The sequence below is a fragment of the Marivita sp. genome (assembly GCF_020055675.1).
Lineage (GTDB): Bacteria > Pseudomonadota > Alphaproteobacteria > Rhodobacterales > Rhodobacteraceae > Marivita.
On the sequence record NZ_JAIPUS010000006.1, the window covers coordinates 30,242 to 47,090 of the forward strand.

At 62.2% G+C, this 16,849-nt stretch carries 19 protein-coding genes; 4 read left to right on the top strand and 15 right to left on the bottom strand.

Annotation, left to right across the window (positions count from 1 at the left end):
- Positions 1 to 55: 55 nt before the first annotated feature.
- On the top strand, positions 56 to 1,249 hold the full coding sequence (gene kynU, locus LCF59_RS06070) for a kynureninase (protein WP_292286555.1): 1,194 nt from the start codon (positions 56 to 58) through the stop codon (positions 1,247 to 1,249).
- 27 nt (positions 1,250 to 1,276) lie between these two features.
- On the opposite strand, the gene LCF59_RS06075 is transcribed toward kynU, so the two are convergent.
- The 12 genes from LCF59_RS06075 to LCF59_RS06130 form a co-directional block, all read right to left on the bottom strand.
- Positions 1,277 to 2,059, bottom strand: coding sequence for a gamma-glutamyl-gamma-aminobutyrate hydrolase family protein (locus LCF59_RS06075; RefSeq protein WP_292286556.1), 783 nt, complete (start codon positions 2,057 to 2,059; stop codon positions 1,277 to 1,279).
- Between the two features lie 10 nt (positions 2,060 to 2,069).
- Positions 2,070 to 2,498 (bottom strand): heme-binding protein, encoded by a 429-nt coding sequence (locus tag LCF59_RS06080; protein ID WP_292286557.1) that lies wholly within the window; start codon positions 2,496 to 2,498, stop codon positions 2,070 to 2,072.
- 14 nt (positions 2,499 to 2,512) lie between these two features.
- Positions 2,513 to 3,733 (bottom strand): cysteine desulfurase, encoded by a 1,221-nt coding sequence (locus tag LCF59_RS06085; RefSeq protein WP_292286558.1) that lies wholly within the window; start codon positions 3,731 to 3,733, stop codon positions 2,513 to 2,515.
- Positions 3,726 to 4,316 carry a YIP1 family protein gene (locus tag LCF59_RS06090; RefSeq protein WP_292286559.1) on the bottom strand — a complete coding sequence of 197 codons (591 nt, stop codon included), beginning with the start codon at positions 4,314 to 4,316 and terminating at the stop codon, positions 3,726 to 3,728. Before LCF59_RS06090 ends, LCF59_RS06085 begins: the two co-directional genes overlap by 8 nt.
- Entirely contained in the window at positions 4,313 to 4,801 is a 489-nt protein-coding gene (locus tag LCF59_RS06095) for a YIP1 family protein (RefSeq protein WP_292286560.1), read from the bottom strand. The genes LCF59_RS06090 and LCF59_RS06095 overlap by 4 nt, the downstream gene beginning before the upstream one ends.
- An 8-nt stretch (positions 4,802 to 4,809) precedes the next feature.
- Positions 4,810 to 6,087, bottom strand: coding sequence for a SufD family Fe-S cluster assembly protein (locus tag LCF59_RS06100; RefSeq protein WP_292286561.1), 1,278 nt, complete (start codon positions 6,085 to 6,087; stop codon positions 4,810 to 4,812).
- Entirely contained in the window at positions 6,087 to 6,842 is a 756-nt protein-coding gene (gene sufC / locus LCF59_RS06105; protein WP_292286656.1) for a Fe-S cluster assembly ATPase SufC, read from the bottom strand. Before sufC ends, LCF59_RS06100 begins: the two co-directional genes overlap by 1 nt.
- A gap of 42 nt (positions 6,843 to 6,884) precedes the next feature.
- Entirely contained in the window at positions 6,885 to 7,496 is a 612-nt protein-coding gene (locus tag LCF59_RS06110; RefSeq protein ID WP_292286562.1) for a hypothetical protein, read from the bottom strand.
- Positions 7,497 to 7,498: 2 nt separating this feature from the next.
- A complete protein-coding gene (locus tag LCF59_RS06115) occupies positions 7,499 to 7,819 on the bottom strand; it encodes a heavy metal-binding domain-containing protein (protein ID WP_292286563.1) in 321 nt (106 codons plus the stop codon).
- 163 nt (positions 7,820 to 7,982) lie between these two features.
- The gene (gene sufB, locus LCF59_RS06120; protein ID WP_292286564.1) at positions 7,983 to 9,506 is read right to left on the bottom strand and encodes a Fe-S cluster assembly protein SufB; all 1,524 of its coding nucleotides are present in this window, start codon (positions 9,504 to 9,506) and stop codon (positions 7,983 to 7,985) included.
- Between the two features lie 25 nt (positions 9,507 to 9,531).
- Positions 9,532 to 10,575 carry an aminotransferase class V-fold PLP-dependent enzyme gene (locus LCF59_RS06125; protein ID WP_292286657.1) on the bottom strand — a complete coding sequence of 348 codons (1,044 nt, stop codon included), beginning with the start codon at positions 10,573 to 10,575 and terminating at the stop codon, positions 9,532 to 9,534.
- Positions 10,576 to 10,720: 145 nt separating this feature from the next.
- Positions 10,721 to 11,179, bottom strand: a complete 459-nt coding sequence (locus LCF59_RS06130; RefSeq protein WP_292286565.1) for an Rrf2 family transcriptional regulator — start codon at positions 11,177 to 11,179, stop codon at positions 10,721 to 10,723.
- Positions 11,180 to 11,350: 171 nt separating this feature from the next.
- Between LCF59_RS06130 and LCF59_RS06135 the strand changes: the two genes are divergently transcribed.
- From LCF59_RS06135 to LCF59_RS06145, 3 genes are all read left to right on the top strand, one after another.
- Positions 11,351 to 12,004, top strand: coding sequence for an alpha/beta hydrolase (locus LCF59_RS06135; RefSeq protein ID WP_292286566.1), 654 nt, complete (start codon positions 11,351 to 11,353; stop codon positions 12,002 to 12,004).
- Positions 12,005 to 12,018: 14 nt separating this feature from the next.
- Positions 12,019 to 12,255: a hypothetical protein gene (locus LCF59_RS06140; protein WP_292286567.1), complete on the top strand. Its 237-nt coding sequence runs from the start codon at positions 12,019 to 12,021 to the stop codon at positions 12,253 to 12,255.
- Positions 12,256 to 12,512: 257 nt separating this feature from the next.
- Positions 12,513 to 13,256, top strand: coding sequence for an SDR family NAD(P)-dependent oxidoreductase (locus tag LCF59_RS06145; protein WP_292286568.1), 744 nt, complete (start codon positions 12,513 to 12,515; stop codon positions 13,254 to 13,256).
- Positions 13,257 to 13,299: 43 nt separating this feature from the next.
- On the opposite strand, the gene lpdA is transcribed toward LCF59_RS06145, so the two are convergent.
- From lpdA to LCF59_RS06160, 3 genes are all read right to left on the bottom strand, one after another.
- The gene (gene lpdA, locus LCF59_RS06150) at positions 13,300 to 14,691 is read right to left on the bottom strand and encodes a dihydrolipoyl dehydrogenase (RefSeq protein ID WP_292286569.1); all 1,392 of its coding nucleotides are present in this window, start codon (positions 14,689 to 14,691) and stop codon (positions 13,300 to 13,302) included.
- A gap of 166 nt (positions 14,692 to 14,857) precedes the next feature.
- Positions 14,858 to 15,316 (bottom strand): DNA polymerase III subunit chi, encoded by a 459-nt coding sequence (locus LCF59_RS06155; protein WP_292286570.1) that lies wholly within the window; start codon positions 15,314 to 15,316, stop codon positions 14,858 to 14,860.
- 3 nt (positions 15,317 to 15,319) lie between these two features.
- Complete coding sequence (locus LCF59_RS06160) at positions 15,320 to 16,795, bottom strand: leucyl aminopeptidase (RefSeq protein ID WP_292286571.1); 1,476 nt, start codon at positions 16,793 to 16,795, stop codon at positions 15,320 to 15,322.
- Positions 16,796 to 16,849 lie beyond the last annotated feature (54 nt).

The window sequence follows — 16,849 nt, forward strand, 5'->3', positions numbered from 1 at the left end:
TTTCCCCGATCTCTGGCACCTCCGAACAAATCTCTGAGCCTGAGGGGCCCTGACAATGACCGATTTCACCGCCACCCGCGACGCGTTTCATCTGCCCGATGGCATGATCTACCTGGATGGCAATTCGCTTGGCCCCTTGCCCAAGCGGGCCGTGGCACGCGTCGCCGCGGCGATGCAGGACGAATGGGGCGAACACCTGATCAAAGGCTGGAATGCATGTGGCTGGATGGACATGCCGGCACGGCTCGGCGACCGGATCGGTCGGCTCATCGGGGCGGAAGAGGGACATGTGGTGGTCGGGGACACCCTGTCGATCAAGGTTTACCAAGCGCTTGCCGCGGCAATCAAATTGACCCCCGACCGCCGTGTGATCCTGTCGGACACCGGGAATTTTCCGTCCGATCTTTACATGGCCGAAGGTCTCATTTCCTTGCTGGGCCCGGACTACGAGTTGCGGTTGGTGGAGCCCGAAGAGATCGAGGCGGCAATCACCGACGAGATCGCCGTGACGCTTGTCACCGAAATCGATTACCGCACCGGGCGCAAACACGACATGGCGGCTCTGACCGCCAAGGCGCAGGCGGCAGGCGTTGTCACGGTCTGGGACCTGGCCCATTCGGCAGGCGCGCTGCCGGTGGACCTTGCCGGGGTCCAGGCAGATTTCGCGGTGGGCTGCACCTACAAGTACCTCAACGGCGGCCCCGGCGCGCCCGCCTTCATCTATGTCGCACCGCGCCATGCCGACACCGCACTGCCCGCGCTGTCGGGGTGGCTCGGCCATGATAGCCCGTTTGCCTTCGACCTGGGCTACACCCCCGGTGCAGGCATCGCACGGATGCGCGTCGGCACGCCGCCGGTTGTGCAGATGGCGGCACTGGATGCCGCGCTTGACGTCTGGGAGGATGTGGACATGCAGGCCCTGCGCGCGCAGTCTATCGCCTTGTCGGAGCGGTTCATCGCCGGCGTGGAGGCGACCTGCCCCGATCTGACGCTCGCAAGCCCGCGCAATCCAGAGGCGCGCGGATCACAAGTCAGCTTTCGATTTGCAGACGGCTACGCCGCGATACAGGCCCTGATCGCACATGACGTCATCGGCGATTTCCGCGCGCCAGACATCATGCGGTTCGGCTTCACACCGCTTTACCTGGGCGAAGACGATGTGGATGCATCGGTCGATATCCTCGCGCGGATCATGCGCAACCGTCTTTGGGACACCCCCAACTTCAAACAGCGCAAAGCGGTGACCTAGAACGAGGCAGTCTCCGTCACCTTAGACTTACAAGGCGGTGACGCGCTGTCCGCCCACCGCGTGGCCTTGGGCCCAAGCCCGTACCGCATCGCCGAACGCCTCGAACAGAGGCCGTGACACAGGATCATTGGCCGCGTCCCATTCCGGATGCCATTGCACCGACAGGGTGAACCCCGGTGCATTTTTGACGTAGACCGCCTCGGGTGTGCCGTCGGGCGCATGCCCTTCGATCACGATCCGTGGCCCCGGAGTCTTGATCCCCTGCCCGTGCAGCGTGTTGGTCATCACTTCGGTCGATCCGAACAGGCGATGGAACCGCCCGCCGTCTGCCAGCGTCACGACATGACGCAACGCGAATTTCTCCTCCAGCGTACCATCGGGTGGCATCCGGTGATTCATCCGGCCCGGCAGATCGCGGATCTCGGGGTGCAGTGTGCCACCCATGGCGACATTCACCTCCTGGAAGCCCCGGCAGATACCCAGAAAGGGCTGGCCGCGTTCCACACAGGCGCGCACCAGTGACAGCGCGATCGCGTCGCGCGCCCGGTCGAAGGCGCCATGCGCCTCGGTCTCGGCCTCGCCGTATTCCTCGGGATGCACGTTCGGGCGGCCGCCGGTCAGCAGGAAGCCGTCGCAGACATCCAGCAACTCTGCGACCGACATGAACCGCGGATCAGCCGGCACCACCAGCGGCAGGCAATCGGCCACCTGAGCCACCGCCTCCGAGTTCATCGACCCTCCGGCATGCGCAGGGTACTGATCGTTGATCAGGTGCTGGTTCCCGATGATCCCGACGACTGGTCGGCTCATGTCCCGTTCCTTATATCTCGGCTGTCAGGCCCACCGCGTCTATCCCGGCCTTGGCGGCCGCCGCGTCATTATCAGACGTGTCGCCTGTCACACCGACGGCACCGACGACATTGCCCTTGGCATCCCGCACCAGCACGCCACCCGGCACCGGGATCAACTGGCCGCCCAAAGCCCCGGAGGCCGCATTGATGAAATAGGCCTGGCCCTCTGCACGTTGCATCTGCGCGGTGCCGGCGATGCCCAGCATCACCGAGCCATAGGCCTTTGCATGCGCGATCTGGAATCGCCCCGGGCTGGCCCCATCCTCGCGTTCGAACGCCTGGATGTTGCCACCCGCGTCAAGAACGATCACAGACAGCGGCTTCAGCTCGGCCGCACGCCCCGCATCGAGCGTCTTGCGGATGATGGTGCGCGCACGGCGCAAGGACAGGCTTGCCATTGTGTTTCTCCAGTTCAGGCAAAAAGGTCATGCGCCAGTTCAAGCGCGTCGACCAGTTTGTCCACCTCTTCTTCGGTGTTGTACAGTCCAAACGACGCCCGACAGGTCGCCGTCAGACCAAGATGATCCATCAAAGGCCCGGTGCAATGCTGGCCCGCCCGCACCGCGACCCCCTTTTTATCAAGAATGGTCGAGATGTCATGCGCGTGCGCCGCCCCGTCCAGCGTGAAACTGAAGAGTGCCGCTTTGTCGGGCGTTGTGCCCTGCACTTGCAACCAATTCAGGCCGTCCAGCTTTGTGCGGGCATAGTCGCGCAGCTTCGTTTCATGCGCGGCGACGTTGTCCATACCCAGACCCATCATGTAGTCAAGCGCCACACCAAGGCCGATCTGTTGCACGATGCCCGGTGTGCCCGCCTCGAATTTCATCGGCGGGTCGTTCCACGTGATCTCGTCCTTGTGGACCTCGCGGATCATGTCGCCGCCACCGATGAACGGCTGCATCTCGGCAAGTCTTTCCTGTGCGATGTAGATCGCGCCCGACCCGGAGGGACCATAAAGCTTGTGCCCGGTGATCGCATAAAAATCGCATCCGATGTCATCGACGGTCACTGGCATGTGAACCGCCGATTGTGACCCGTCGATCAGCGTTGCAATCCCCCGCTCGCGCGCCGCTTTGCAGATGGGTTTCACATCGACAACGGTGCCCAGCACATTGGACAGATGCGTGACCGCGACCAGCTTGGTCTTGGGGCCCATCGCATCGATCACCGCCTGCGGGTCCAGATGCCCGGTGCTGTCCACATCGACCCACTTGATCACCACGCCCTGGCGTTCGCGCAGAAAATGCCAGGGCACGATGTTGGCGTGATGCTCCATCACCGACAGGATGATCTCGTCGCCAGCCTCGAAGCGCGGCATCGCCCAGCCATAGGCCACCAAGTTGATGCCCATCGTGGTGCCGGTGTTCATGACGATCTGGTTTTCGTCCTTCACCCCGAGGAATTTCGCGATCACGCCCCGCGTGCTCTCGTATTTCTCGGTCGCGAGATTGGACAGGTAATGCAGGCCGCGATGCACGTTGGCGTATTCCTCGGAATAGGCGCGTGTCATCGCGTCGATCACCACCTGCGGTTTCTGCGCGCTGGCCCCGTTGTCGAGATAAACCAGCGGCTTGCCATTCACCTCGCGCGAGAGGATCGGGAAATCGCGGCGGATTTCGGTGACATCATACATATCCAGGGAGTCCTCCTGTCGAGATGCCCAGCAGGCTAAAGACCATACTCAGCCCCAGCATCATGCCCACAACAGCCAGGAGCAGGATCAACCCCGCTCGCAACAGGCTGCCTGACTCGTGGGCAACATCAATAAAATTCACAAAGATCCACAAACCCAGCACCGTTGCAGCGCTGATAACGACGCCGGACAGGAACACGCTGATCGGTCCGACCAAGGCGACAACGCCCTGCATCAGAACCCGCAGCGCCTGAAGCCAGATCACGAGGATCGCGATCTGACCCACGGTCGCCTGCCCACCCAGGGGCCGCCCGCAAATCGTGACCGCCCCGATCAGGGCCGCAACCGACACGGCAAGCATGGCTCCGAACACGGTGGGGCTGGCCAGAACCGGTCCCATCGCGTCCGTCCCGGGCATCAGCATCATCGACACCGAGAACATCAGCGTGTTGAGCACGATCACCAGCGCAAAGGCGATCCAGAGCGCCTGCGGCGGCAGATTCATCGCAAGCAAAAGACGCGCCACGTCGCGCGGGGCTGTCACCGTGTTAGCGGCCAGCCGCAGGAAGCCGGTTATCGTCACGCGTCGCCCCTCCGGTACACCGCCAGCATGCTGGCAAGCCAGAACCACATGAAAACGCAGAACCAGATCAGCCCCACGATGCTCAGTTCGATACCTGACCCGATATAGCCCGCAACAAGCCCGTTCAATAGCACGAGCGGCGCCGAGGCCAGAAGGCTCCAGAAAAGCGACAACCGCGCATTGTAAGACGGACCCTGGCCACCAAGCGCCCGTGCCACGCCATGCGCCACAAGCGCCAAGGCATAGAACATGAGCGGGGCCAGAAACACCGTCGCGAGAAGCGTGCCGCCCAGAAGCATGTTCAACTCGACATCTTCAAGATGCGCCTCGCGCGCCAAAGCCGGCCACCGGGCGATGAAAAGGATCGCGCAAGCCCCCATCAGGATGGCCAACGCACGGTCTTCGCGCTGCCCCGCTTGCGCCAGGCGGCGCACCACCCGTCCCGGCCCCCGATAGGTGGCCACGATATCCGATGTCACCGGCATGCGACCTCTTAACCGCGGCGCCGTGTCAGCCATGCTTCGACACGCTCGTTGATTTTCTCCTGCAGGCTTTCGTCCGCGATCTCCATCACCGCTTCGGCAAGGAAGGCAATAGTCAGAAGATCCGTCGCTGGCCCCTCTTCGATCCCGCGAGACCGCAGGTAAAAGAGTCCCTCTTCGTCAATTGCCCCCGACGTGGAGCCATGGGAACACACAACGTCATCGGCGTAAATCTCAAGCTCCGGCTTGGCAAGGAACTGGCTGTCATCGTCCAGCAGCAGCGATTGGCTGATCTGGTAGCCATCGGTTTTCTGCGCGCCTTCCTTGACAAGGATCTTGCCCTGGAACACGCCCGTCGCCCCGTTGCGCAACACCTTCTTGAACACCTGGCGGCTTTCGCAGTTCAGCGCGTCATGGGTGATGAACACCGTGTCGTCGTGGTGGAAATCCCCATCCCCCATGCAAGCACCCGCGACATGCGCGGTTGCGTTGTCGCCGGTCAGTTCGATCACGCATTCATTGCGCGTCAGAACGCCATTGGCGGTCAACGTGAAGGATTTGAAAACGGATGCCTCACCCAGCCGCGTGAACAGCGCGGTTGCCGCGCGGCGTTCATGGTCGCGCCCCTGCGCACGGACATGGTGAAAAACGCCGCCATCGGCGATCTCGACTTCCATGCACTTGTTGAAGCGCGCCGCAGCCGGGCCATTCTCCAGAAGCGTCAGTTCCGCGCCAGATTCAATCTTCACAACATGGTGCAAAATCGCATCCGAACCCTCTGATTCGTGGCGATAAACCAGGTTGATCGGCTTTGGCGCCTTGCCGGTCACATGGATCAGCAGACCATCGGTCGCAAAGGCCGTGTTCAGCGTTGCAAGTGGCCGGTGTACCGGGGTCTGCCCACGCGCTTCTAGCACTCCGTAGACATCCTTGGCCCAGTGAATATCCAGCGCATCGCCCAACCGGTCGAGGCTCACGTGTTCAAGGGCAAGATCGTCCGATTCCTCGACACTGAACACGCCATCGACAAAGACCAGCCTGAGGCAATCCACGTCACCAAAAACAGGCGTCTCGTCTGCTTCCAGCACCGCCGCCTTTGGCGCATCGGGTTGCACCAGGGTATCGGGCCGTGTGAATTTCCAATACTCGTCCCGCGCATGGGGAAGTCCCATGGCGCGCAGCCGGCTGACCGCGTCCTTGCGTGCCGCCTCGGACCAGTTGCCTGATGGCAGGTCCAGCGCCGCCAGCCGTGCCTCCGTCGCGTCTTGCTTGATCTGCGGCAGGGCCATTACGCCACCTCCGCCTTGATATCCGCATAGCCGTTGTGTTCGACCTCGAGCGCCAGTTCCGGACCGCCGGTCTTGATGATCCGTCCATCGGACATGATGTGCACGACATCCGGTTTGATATGGTCCAGAAGCCGTTGATAGTGCGTAATAACAAGGAACCCCCGCCCCTCGTTGCGCAGCGCGTTCACACCATCGGCAACCAGCTTCATCGCGTCCACGTCAAGGCCCGAGTCGGTCTCGTCGAGGATGCACATCTTCGGCTCGAGCATCGCCATCTGGAGGATCTCGTTGCGTTTCTTCTCACCGCCGGAAAAGCCGACATTGACGGGACGCTTGAGCATATCGGCGTCGATCTTCAGATCCTTCGCCTTCTCCCGGATCAATTTGAGGAATTCCGTCGAGGACATTTCCTCTTGGCCGCGCGCCTTGCGCTGTGAATTCACAGCCGTCCGCAGAAAGGTCATGTTGCCGACGCCCGGAATTTCCACGGGGTACTGGAAGGCCAGGAATACACCGGCTGCGGCGCGTTCTTCCGGCTCCATCTCGAGGATATCCTCACCCTCTATCGTGGCCGATCCCCCTGTCACTTCATAGCCATCCCGGCCCGACAGGACGTAGGACAGGGTCGACTTGCCAGACCCGTTCGGTCCCATGATCGCATGCACCTTGCCCGCCTCGACACTCAGGTTCACACCCTTGAGGATCTGCTTGTCCTCTTCCTCAAGTTTGACGTGCAGGTTCTTGATTTCCAGCATTTCTTTCCCTCTCTCTTGTTTCATGTCCAACCGCGTGCCGCGTCAGAAAGATTTCGTATATAGCCGCAGAATTTCCGTCAGCTTGTCGCGTGGCAGCGGTGTCGGCTCGATCTCGAATCGCGCCATCCGTCCGCGTGTCTCAACCGGCTGAACAAACTCTTCGATCGCGTGGTACAACCGGCGCCCGCCATAATCGTCGAACAGCAAGGTCAGCGGCTGCTCCGTCCGCAGCAGCGCCGTCAACGCGCAGGCCACCCGGAAGCGCCCATCGACAAGCACGAGATCCGGCGGCTTGAAGTCAGGCAAATCCCAGACTGAGTTCGGATAGGCATGGTACCGATCCCACTTCTTGTCCGAAACCGGCCGCCCCCATTTGCCGACCTTGCCGATATCCGCGTAGTGCAGCGTCACATCCGACGTCGTTCCGGCATGATCCAGGTAGCGCTGCATCATGTCGCGCCAGTCGGGATCCGTTTCGACGGAAAACACCGTCTTTCCAACCATCTCGGACGCCAGAACAGTGGACCCACCGCTCCCGTACTCGAGAATGACCGTGGCATCGGCGTACAATCCGCGCACCCAGTCGCTGACCTCCTGCGGGAAGGTCAGAGTCGGGCGGTCGATCACCGGCGCATCCTTGGTGACATCTGCCATGATCAGCCCCGATCCGTCAGAACGGCGGTGCCGCTGACGGACACCATCAACATCGAATTGCCGACCACCTCGTAATCCAGATCAACGCCGACCACCGCGTTACCACCCATGGCCACCGCGCGCTGCTCCAGCTCGCGCATCGCCGTATCGCGCGCGTCCTGCAGCTTGGCCTCATAGGCCCCGGACCGGCCGCCGACAACATCGGTAATCGAGGCAAACAGGTCCCGGACCACATTGGCTCCCATGATCGCCTCGCCGACAACGAGACCCTTGTAGTCCAGGATCTTTTGGCCCTCGATGGAATTGGTCGTCGTGATGATCATCGCGTTTTCCCGCTTACATTTACACTCATGTGCCCCGCGACGCCGCGTAGTGCGGCGACGTTCAGCAGGGTGAATCACCTGTCCAGATCAGCAAGCGCGATAGCTTTCACGCCCGGCGCCGCGAAGACCCCGGCAAACGTGAAAGCCCCTCGCCTGACCCGCATCAGCCAACGGACCCCTCCAGGGAGATCGCCACAAGCTGCTGCGCCTCCATGGCAAACTCCATCGGCAGCGCCTGCAACACGTCGCGGCAGAACCCGTTCACGACCAGCGCCACGGCCTCTTCCTCGTCCATGCCGCGCTGGCGGCAGTAGAACAGCTGATCGTCATCGACCTTGGACGTGGTCGCCTCGTGCTCCACCCGGCTCGAATTGTTCTTGACCTCTATATAGGGCACGGTGTGTGCCCCGCAGGTGCCGCCGATCAGAAGGCTGTCGCACTGGGTGTAATTGCGGCTGTCCTTGGCCTTGGGATGCATCGACACCAGCCCGCGATAGGTGTTCTGCGCGTGGCCCGCGCTGATCCCCTTGGACACGATCCGGGACTTGGTGTTCTTGCCCAGGTGCACCATCTTCGTGCCGGTATCGGCCTGCTGGTAGTTGTTGGCGATGGCGATCGAATAGAATTCGCCCTGGCTGTCGTCGCCCCGCAGGATGCAGGACGGGTATTTCCACGTCACCGCAGAGCCGGTTTCGACCTGTGTCCACATCACCTTGGCGCGGTCGCCCCGGCAATCGGCGCGCTTGGTGACAAAGTTGTAGATCCCGCCCTTGCCGTCTTCGTCGCCAGGATACCAGTTCTGCACGGTCGAATATTTCACCTCGGCATCTTCCTCGACGATGATCTCGACCACGGCGGCGTGCAACTGAGAAGTATCCCGCTGCGGCGCGGTGCACCCCTCAAGATAAGACACGAAGGATCCCTTGTCGGCGATGATCAAGGTCCGCTCGAACTGGCCCGTATTTTCCGCATTGATGCGGAAATAGGTGGACAGCTCCATCGGACAGCGCACGCCCGGCGGCACGTAGACGAATGAGCCATCCGAGAAAACGGCCGAATTCAACGTCGCGTAGTAATTGTCCGACACGGGCACGACAGACCCGAGATATTTCTTCACGAGCTCCGGGTGATCCTTGATCGCCTCCGAGATCGAGCAGAAGATCACGCCTGCGTCCTTCAACTCTTTCTGGAACGTCGTGCCGACGGACACCGAATCGAACACGGCGTCAACAGCGACCTTGCGGCCTTCGGCTGGCGCGTCCTCGGCACCTTCGACGCCCGCAAGGATCAGCTGTTCCTTGAGCGGGATACCGAGCTTTTCATAGGTGGCCAGCAGCTTGGGATCGACCTCGTCGAGCGATTTCGGCTTCACCTCCATGCTCTTCGGGCGCGCATAGTAATACTGGTCCTGGAAATCGATCGCCGGGTAATCCACCATCGCCCAGGTCGGCTCGTCCTTCTGAAGCCAGCGCTCATAGGCTTGCAAGCGCCAGTCTGTCATCCATTCCGGCTCTTCGTTCTTCTCGGAGATCAGGCGCACGATATCCGGGTTCAACCCCTTGGGCGCATAATCCATCTCGATATCGGTATTCCAGCCGTGCTTGTAGGCGCCACCGACTTCCCGCACCGCATCCACGGTTTCCTGATCGACACCTTCCTTGACGGTCGTATTGTCCAAAGCAGCCATGCTTCATACCCCTTTTTCGGTTGTCTCACGCGGCCCGCGCGCGGTGCTTTTCCCTTTTGGTCAGCCACACGTCGGCAAACCGCATCACATCGTTCTCGGTCGTCTCCGGTCCCAGCGACACCCGGATGGCGCTGCTGGCCGCGGCCTCGTCAAGCCCCATGGCGCGTAGCACCGCGCTGGCCCTGACCTTGCCGCTGGAACAGGCAGACCCCGCGCTGATTGCGAACCCCGCCAAATCCATTTGCATGACCTGCGTCTCTCCCTTCCAGCCGGGCGTCGCCAGGCAAGACGTGTTGGGCAGCCGCGTGCCTGCGTTCCCGACAAAAATAGTCTCTTTTGCCTCCGCCTCAATAGCGGATTCTAGAATGTTTCTAAGTTTTTCCACCCGGCTCCAGACCCCGGCGTCCAGATCCTTCACTGCAGCCTCCGCCGCGGCACCGAACCCGGCGATGCCCGGCAGGTTCTCGGTTCCGGAGCGCCGGCCCATCTCCTGGCCACCGCCCCGGATTTGCGCTGCCAGGTCCGTGCCCCGCTTGATGACCAGCGCACCGATACCTTTCGGGCCGCCGATCTTGTGGGCCGAGATCAGCGCCATTTCGCAACCGATCCAGTTGAAGGCCACCGGCAGTTTGCCAAACGCCTGCGTTGCATCCACCACTGCGACACCCCGGGGAAGATCCTGCACCACGCCGGTCTCGGAATTGGCCAATTGCACCGCCGACCGCGCCGGGCTGGTCACATCGACCTGCCCCGCCGCGTCCACGGCCAAAGCGGGATCGATCCAGGCACGCACCGCGTCATGTTCGATTTCGGATCCCGACAAACCGCGCCCCGCGCATGCCAGCGCCGCCGCTTCGGTCGCGCCGGAAACAAAAACCACGTCCGCCCCGTCCGCGCCGAAAGCAGACGCGACCTGCCCCCGCGCGCGCTCGATCAGGCTCTTGGCAGCGCGCCCCTCGGAATGCACCGAGCTGGGATTGCCGACGATATCCATCGCGGCAAGCGCCGCGGCACGCGCCTCGGCCCGCAACGGCATGGTCGCGTTGTGATCCAGATAAACCCGCGCCATCATCGAAGCGAACCCTTGTCTTTCTTCGTTTCAAAAATATCCCGGGGGTGAATTGGCCGCAGGCCAAGAGGGGGCAGCGCCCCCACAGTTTGCGTTTGCTGAGCAAACGCAACCGAGTCGGATTGGCGCAGCCAATTCGATCCCATCACTCGTCCACCACGGCGAAAAGGTTTGGCACGGCAGGACAGGGCGCCAATGAATTGCCAACCACGTCGGACAGCCGGGTCTGGTGAAGAAACACGTAGACATGCGCCGACAACCCTTCCCACAGACGGTTCGTCATGGATTGTGCCCGGCTCCCCGACAATCCTCCGGAGACGCCCGCCCCCTTGTGCATCGCGTCGACCGTTTCATCGACCGCCGCAAGGACATCCACCACCCGGATCTCGCTCGCCGGGCGGGACAGCCGGTAGCCGCCCCCCGGACCGCGCACCGATGCGACAAGCCCGGCACGCCGCAGCTTGACGAACAACTGTTCAAGATAGGGCAGCGATACATCCTGCCGCTGCGCGATATCGCCGAGCGTCACAAGCTCTCCCTCGGGTTGCAGCGCGATATCTGCCAGGGCAACCATCGCGTACCGGCCTTTCGTACTCAGTTTCATGGCCGTCTCCCAAACGAACTCGTCACGCAATTGACCTTGCACGGTCAATTGCATAAGACCGGATAGCACTTCGGGTCCATCCCGATTTAGAACCATTCTAAGTAGTCCGCGTGAGGCTGTCAACGTTTTCAGACCGCCGCACCAGAGCCCAGTCAGGAGCCACCGCACACCATGCCCGAGGTGATTTTTCCCGGACCCGAAGGCCGCCTCGAAGGCCGCTACCACCCGCAAAAGGAAAGCGACGCGCCGATTGCGATCATCCTGCATCCGCACCCGCAGTTCGGCGGCACGATGAACAACAAGGTTGTCTACAACCTGCATTACGCCTTCTACAAAATGGGCTTCACGGTGCTGCGCTTCAATTTCCGCGGTGTCGGTCGCAGCCAGGGCGAATACGATCAGGGGGTCGGCGAGCTGAGCGATGCCGCCTCCGCGCTCGACTACCTGCAATCCATGAACAACAATTCCAAGCATTGCTGGGTTGCGGGGTTCAGTTTCGGTGCGTGGATCGGAATGCAGCTTCTGATGCGCCGTCCCGAGATCACCGGTTTCATTTCCGTCAGCCCGCCCGCCAACATGTATGATTTCTCGTTCCTGGCGCCCTGCCCGTCCTCGGGCCTGATCGTGAATGGCACCGGCGACCGCGTGGCTCCGCCCGCCGACACGGCCACCCTTGTCGGCAAGCTGGCCGAACAGAAAGGCATCACGGTCACCCACGAAGAAATCGAAGGCGCCGACCATTTCTTCCAGGAACCGTACATGGACCCGATGATCGACACCGTGTCGACATACGTGAAACGCCGCCTGACTGAAAACTCGCGCTAGGGACGCCGCAAAAGATGTCGATGGTTCAAGACCTCGCCGAACGCCTGGCCGATGATACGCTGAAAGCGATGAAGCATCTGGATGATGATCGCTTCTTCATGGAGGTGGCCGCCGAACTCGGGGCTGCCTCGACAACCCTCGAGGAAGCCTTCCTCACAGCGATCCGCGTGCGCCTTGCCGAACGCAAGGGCCGCGCATTCATCCGCGCGCGCATCGAAGGCCAGAAGAAAGACGAAAACTTCGGACGCTGATCTGGTTGATCACGCTGCCTCGGTCACGTCGCAGGCACGGGAACGGATACACGCACGGGCAAAGACACAGGCCAATGCGAAAGGCCCCCTCGGACGAACACCCATCGGCCCGGTTGACCCGGAGGACCGAACAGATTGCGCTGCGTCCGGTCGCATGGTTTTGCACAACGGGCGCGACGCTTGCCGGTTTTGCCGACAACGGCCACCAGCGCGCTTTGCACCTCGCGTCGGGCGTCCGACTCGCCTACGGTGAGACAATGTCAGACACAGAACCTCAACGCACCCTCCTGCTCACCGGCGCAAGCCGGGGCATCGGCCATGCCACCGTCAAGAAATTCGCCGCCGAAGGGTGGCGCGTGATCAGCTGCTCGCGACAGGCCTTTTCCCCCGAATGTCCGTGGCCCGGGGGCGAGCGGAATCATATCCAGGTCGATCTGGGCGATCCGCAACAAACCATGGATGCAATCGAGGTCGTGAAGAACCGGCTGGATGGCGGACGGCTCGATGCGCTTGTAAACAATGCCGGAACGTCCCCGAAAGGCCCCGATGGCGAACGGCTCAACACGCTGGACACCGACCTGCGCGACTGGGGCAAGGTGTTTCACGTCAATTTCTTCGCCTCCGTGGTGCTCGGCCGTGGCTTGAAGGACGAATTGGCCCGCGCCAACGGCTCAATCGTGAACGTGACCTCCATCGCCGGGGCCCGCGTGCACCCTTTTGCCGGGGCCGCCTATGCAACCTCCAAGGCCGCGCTGGCCGCGTTGACGCGGGAAATGGCGCATGATTTCGGGCCCATGGGGGTGCGCGTGAACGCGATTGCGCCGGGCGAGGTGGAAACCAGCATCCTGAGCGAGGGCACAGACAAGATCGTCGAGACGTTGCCGATGCGGCGCTTGGGCCAACCGCAGGAAGTGGCGGACGTGATCTATTTCCTGTGTTCCGGGCAAAGCGGCTATGTCACCGGCACCGAGATCGAGGTGAATGGCGGCCAGCATGTCTGACGACCCCGACGATTGTGCGTATGACTGATCTTTGGCCGCCACGCTAATAGTGGATGGCGCGGCCCCAGGCATCCAGCACGCTCTCATGCATCATCTCCGACAGGGTCGGATGCGGGAACACGGCCTGCATCAGGTCCTCCTCGGTGGTCTCAAGCTGCCGACCAATGACATAGCCCTGGATCAGTTCCGTGACGTCCGCCCCGACCATATGCGCGCCCAGAAGCGCGCCGGTTTTCGCATCGAACACCGTCTTGACCAGCCCCTCGGACTCCCCCAGCGCAATCGCCTTGCCGTTGCCGATAAAGGGGAAGCGGCCGACCTTGATGTCAAAGCCCTTCTCTTTCGCCTGCGCCTCGGTCAGGCCGACGCTGGCCACCTGCGGCTGGCAATAGGTGCAGCCCGCGATGCTGTCCGGCTCAACCGCGTGCGGATGCCCGCCCGCGATCAGCTCGGCCACCATGACACCCTCGTGGCTGGCCTTGTGCGCCAGCCACGGCGCGCCGGCGAGGTCGCCAATGGCATAGAGTCCGTCGATCCCTGTGCGGCAATGCGGGTCTGTCACGACATGGGTCCGGTCGATCTTCACCCCCAACGCCTCGAGACCCAGACCTTCGGTATTGCCGACGATGCCGACCGCCGAAATCACCGTATCGAACTCTTCGGTGCTGACTTTGCCACCCGTCTCGATATGCGCGGTCACCTTGCCGGGGCCGCGATCCAGTTGCTTGACCATCGCCTGTTCGCGGATCGTCATGCCTTGGGATTCGAACTGTTTCTTGGCGAATTCACTGATCTCGGCATCCTCAACCGGCAGGATGCGATCCATCACCTCGACCACCGTCGTTTCGGCGCCCAGCATGTTGTAGAAGCTGGCGAATTCGATCCCGATGGCGCCCGAGCCGATGACCAGAAGCTTTTTCGGCATGCGTTTGGGTACCAGCGCGTGTTTGTAGGTCCAGACCAGATCTCCGTCCGCCTCCAGCCCCGGCAGCTCGCGCGCACGCGCGCCGGTAGCGAGGATGATGTTCCCGGCGGTCAGGTCTTCGGTGCCTGTGTCCGTCTTGACCTGCACCTTGCCCTTGGCGGGGATCGTTGCATCCCCCATTATGACGGTGACCTTGTTCTTTCCGAGCAGATGGCCCACCCCGGAATTGAGCTGTTTCGCGATCCCGCGCGAGCGTTTGACCACCGCCTCAAGATCGTAGCCGATGCCTTCGGCTTTCAGCCCGAATTCCTTGGAGCGGTGCATCAGGTGGAACACTTCAGAAGTACGCAGCATGGCCTTGGTCGGGATACAGCCCCAATTCAGACAGATACCGCCGAGATGCTCGCGCTCGACAATCGCAACGCGCAACCCAAGCTGAGCGCCGCGGATGGCGGCGACGTAGCCGCCGGGGCCGGCGCCGATCACGATCATGTCGAAGCTCTTGCTCATGGCCTGCTGTCCTCCCTCAAGGTCAAGTCTGGCAGAAAGCGTAGGCCAATGCGTCAAGGCTCACAATGGGCAGTTGGCAATAGGACCGAACCGGACCGAATGTTTCGCGCGCGAAACAATGGGTCAGCCAACGTTACCCATTAACCTTATGTTAATAAAGCAAATTTCAGGCCTCTGCCTTCTTTTCCCAGCGCCCCGATTCCTCGGACCAGTATTGCGCGGAACAGCCGGCGCCGGTCAGGTTGCGCCATTGCCCGCGCGCGGCTTCAACCGCGGCGCTGTCATTGCCGTCGAAAAGCACACAGACACGCTCCAGGGCCTGAACCTCGCCAGCGGTTACCCCGGCCCCGTCCACCGTCATCAGGCAGTGCGGGGTATTTGCCGCCTCTGCGGCCACCGTGAGCAACACCGGCTGGGCCGCGTCATGCGGCCCGCCGGCCAGGCCATGCGGCAGGAACCCGTCCTCGGGTCCCATCCACAACGCCTGGTCGAGCCACTTCATGCGCTCCATGTCGATGCCCCGCACCGCAACACGCCAGCCCGCGCCCATCGCCTTGCCCAAAAGCATGGGCAAGGTGACCTCGAGCGGCTTGCGCGTCAGGTGGTAAAAAAAGGCCGCTCCCATGGATCACTCCCGTGGCTCGAAGCGGTCCGAGATCAGACGGTCAAGCGCCCGCACGCCCCATCCCGTGGCTCCCTTGGGTGACATGTCCAGGTCGCTTTTGACTTGCGCCACACCTGCAATGTCAAGGTGGATCCAGGGTGTGTCATCCGCCACGAAGCGTTTGAGGAATTGCGCCGCAGTGATCGATCCCGCAGGACGGCCACCGACATTCTTCATGTCCGCCTTGGCCGATTTCAGCATGTCGTCATAGGCTTTACCCAATGGCATCCGCCACGCGCCCTCGGTTTCGGTTTTCGCGGCCTTGAGGAACGCATCCGCCAAGCCGTCCTCATTTGCATAAACGGCGGCATTCTCGTGCCCAAGCGCGATGATGCAGGCGCCGGTCAACGTGGCAAGGTCGATCATTGCGGCAGGTTTTTCGGCTTGCTGTGCGTGCCACATAACGTCTGCAAGCACCAAACGCCCTTCGGCATCGGTGTTGATCACCTCGATCGTGTCACCCTTCATGGAGGTGACCACGTCGCCGGGCCGCACCGCGTTGCCGGAGGGCATGTTCTCGACCAGCCCGACAAGACCCACGACATTCGCTTTGGCCTTTCGCTTGGCGACCGCATGCATCACGCCCGCCACGACACCTGCGCCCCCCATGTCCATCGTCATGTCTTCCATTCCGCCTGCCGGTTTGAGCGAAATGCCCCCGGTGTCGAAGACCACCCCCTTGCCGACCAGCGCCAGGGGTGCATCCGCCTTGGCGCCGCCGTTCCACCGCATGATGACAACCTTGGTCGGGCTGTCGGACCCTTGGCCGACGCAAAGCAGCGCACCCATGCCCAAATCGGCCAGTTCCTTTTCCTCGAGCACCTCGACCTCGACGCCGAGATCGCCAAGCGCCTGCAAGCGATTTGCAAATTCGGTCGTCGTCAACACATTGGCCGGCTCGTTCACAAGGTCCCGCGTAAAGTGAACCCCCTCTGCCACGGCAAGCCGCGGGGCCCAGGCGGCCTCGGCCTCTTCGGGCTTGGCGCACATGACCCTGGCTGCACCCACCGGCTCAGCTTGCCGGGACTTGTGATCGTCGAACCCGTAGCTGCGCAAGGCCAGGCCCAGCGCGATTTCCTCGGGGTGGCGCGTGCCTTCGACCAACACGGTCAGTTCGGCGCTGCCAGCGGCCACGGCCAGGGCCGCGCCGGCCTTGCGCGCCAGATCGGCAGTGGGACGGCGCGACAGCTTGACCATGTCGACCGCCTCGGCTGCGACACCGGCGGGCCAGCCCAGTGACATCACCTTTCCTTCTTCGAGTTTTTCCCACGCCTCGGAGGTGGTGGCACGGGCTATTGCTGTCTTGGTCAGACGGTTGAGCCTCCGGGCGCCCGCCGTCAGCTTCAGATCGGGGGTGATGCAGACCGCGATCCGCCCCGTGACTGTGTCGAGGGCATCGAGTTCGACAGGTTGGAAGGTCAATGCGCGAAGTTCCGCCATGTTCTGCTCCATAAGCTATGATCGGCATAGGGGTAGCGCCCGTGCGCGCGGTTG

What these genes read in the sequence shown, in the direction of transcription:
- kynU (WP_292286555.1), top strand. Translation starts at nt 56, where the DNA reads ATGACCGATTTCACCGCCACCCGCGACGCGTTTCATCTGCCCGATGGC.
- LCF59_RS06075 (WP_292286556.1), bottom strand. Translation starts at nt 2,059, where the DNA reads ATGAGCCGACCAGTCGTCGGGATCATCGGGAACCAGCACCTGATCAAC.
- LCF59_RS06080 (WP_292286557.1), bottom strand. Translation starts at nt 2,498, where the DNA reads ATGGCAAGCCTGTCCTTGCGCCGTGCGCGCACCATCATCCGCAAGACG.
- LCF59_RS06085 (WP_292286558.1), bottom strand. Translation starts at nt 3,733, where the DNA reads ATGTATGATGTCACCGAAATCCGCCGCGATTTCCCGATCCTCTCGCGC.
- LCF59_RS06095 (WP_292286560.1), bottom strand. Translation starts at nt 4,801, where the DNA reads ATGCCGGTGACATCGGATATCGTGGCCACCTATCGGGGGCCGGGACGG.
- LCF59_RS06100 (WP_292286561.1), bottom strand. Translation starts at nt 6,087, where the DNA reads ATGGCCCTGCCGCAGATCAAGCAAGACGCGACGGAGGCACGGCTGGCG.
- sufC (WP_292286656.1), bottom strand. Translation starts at nt 6,842, where the DNA reads ATGCTGGAAATCAAGAACCTGCACGTCAAACTTGAGGAAGAGGACAAG.
- LCF59_RS06110 (WP_292286562.1), bottom strand. Translation starts at nt 7,496, where the DNA reads ATGGCAGATGTCACCAAGGATGCGCCGGTGATCGACCGCCCGACTCTG.
- LCF59_RS06115 (WP_292286563.1), bottom strand. Translation starts at nt 7,819, where the DNA reads ATGATCATCACGACGACCAATTCCATCGAGGGCCAAAAGATCCTGGAC.
- sufB (WP_292286564.1), bottom strand. Translation starts at nt 9,506, where the DNA reads ATGGCTGCTTTGGACAATACGACCGTCAAGGAAGGTGTCGATCAGGAA.
- LCF59_RS06125 (WP_292286657.1), bottom strand. Translation starts at nt 10,575, where the DNA reads ATGGCGCGGGTTTATCTGGATCACAACGCGACCATGCCGTTGCGGGCC.
- LCF59_RS06130 (WP_292286565.1), bottom strand. Translation starts at nt 11,179, where the DNA reads ATGAAACTGAGTACGAAAGGCCGGTACGCGATGGTTGCCCTGGCAGAT.
- LCF59_RS06135 (WP_292286566.1), top strand. Translation starts at nt 11,351, where the DNA reads ATGCCCGAGGTGATTTTTCCCGGACCCGAAGGCCGCCTCGAAGGCCGC.
- LCF59_RS06140 (WP_292286567.1), top strand. Translation starts at nt 12,019, where the DNA reads ATGTCGATGGTTCAAGACCTCGCCGAACGCCTGGCCGATGATACGCTG.
- LCF59_RS06145 (WP_292286568.1), top strand. Translation starts at nt 12,513, where the DNA reads ATGTCAGACACAGAACCTCAACGCACCCTCCTGCTCACCGGCGCAAGC.
- lpdA (WP_292286569.1), bottom strand. Translation starts at nt 14,691, where the DNA reads ATGAGCAAGAGCTTCGACATGATCGTGATCGGCGCCGGCCCCGGCGGC.
- LCF59_RS06155 (WP_292286570.1), bottom strand. Translation starts at nt 15,316, where the DNA reads ATGGGAGCGGCCTTTTTTTACCACCTGACGCGCAAGCCGCTCGAGGTC.
- LCF59_RS06160 (WP_292286571.1), bottom strand. Translation starts at nt 16,795, where the DNA reads ATGGCGGAACTTCGCGCATTGACCTTCCAACCTGTCGAACTCGATGCC.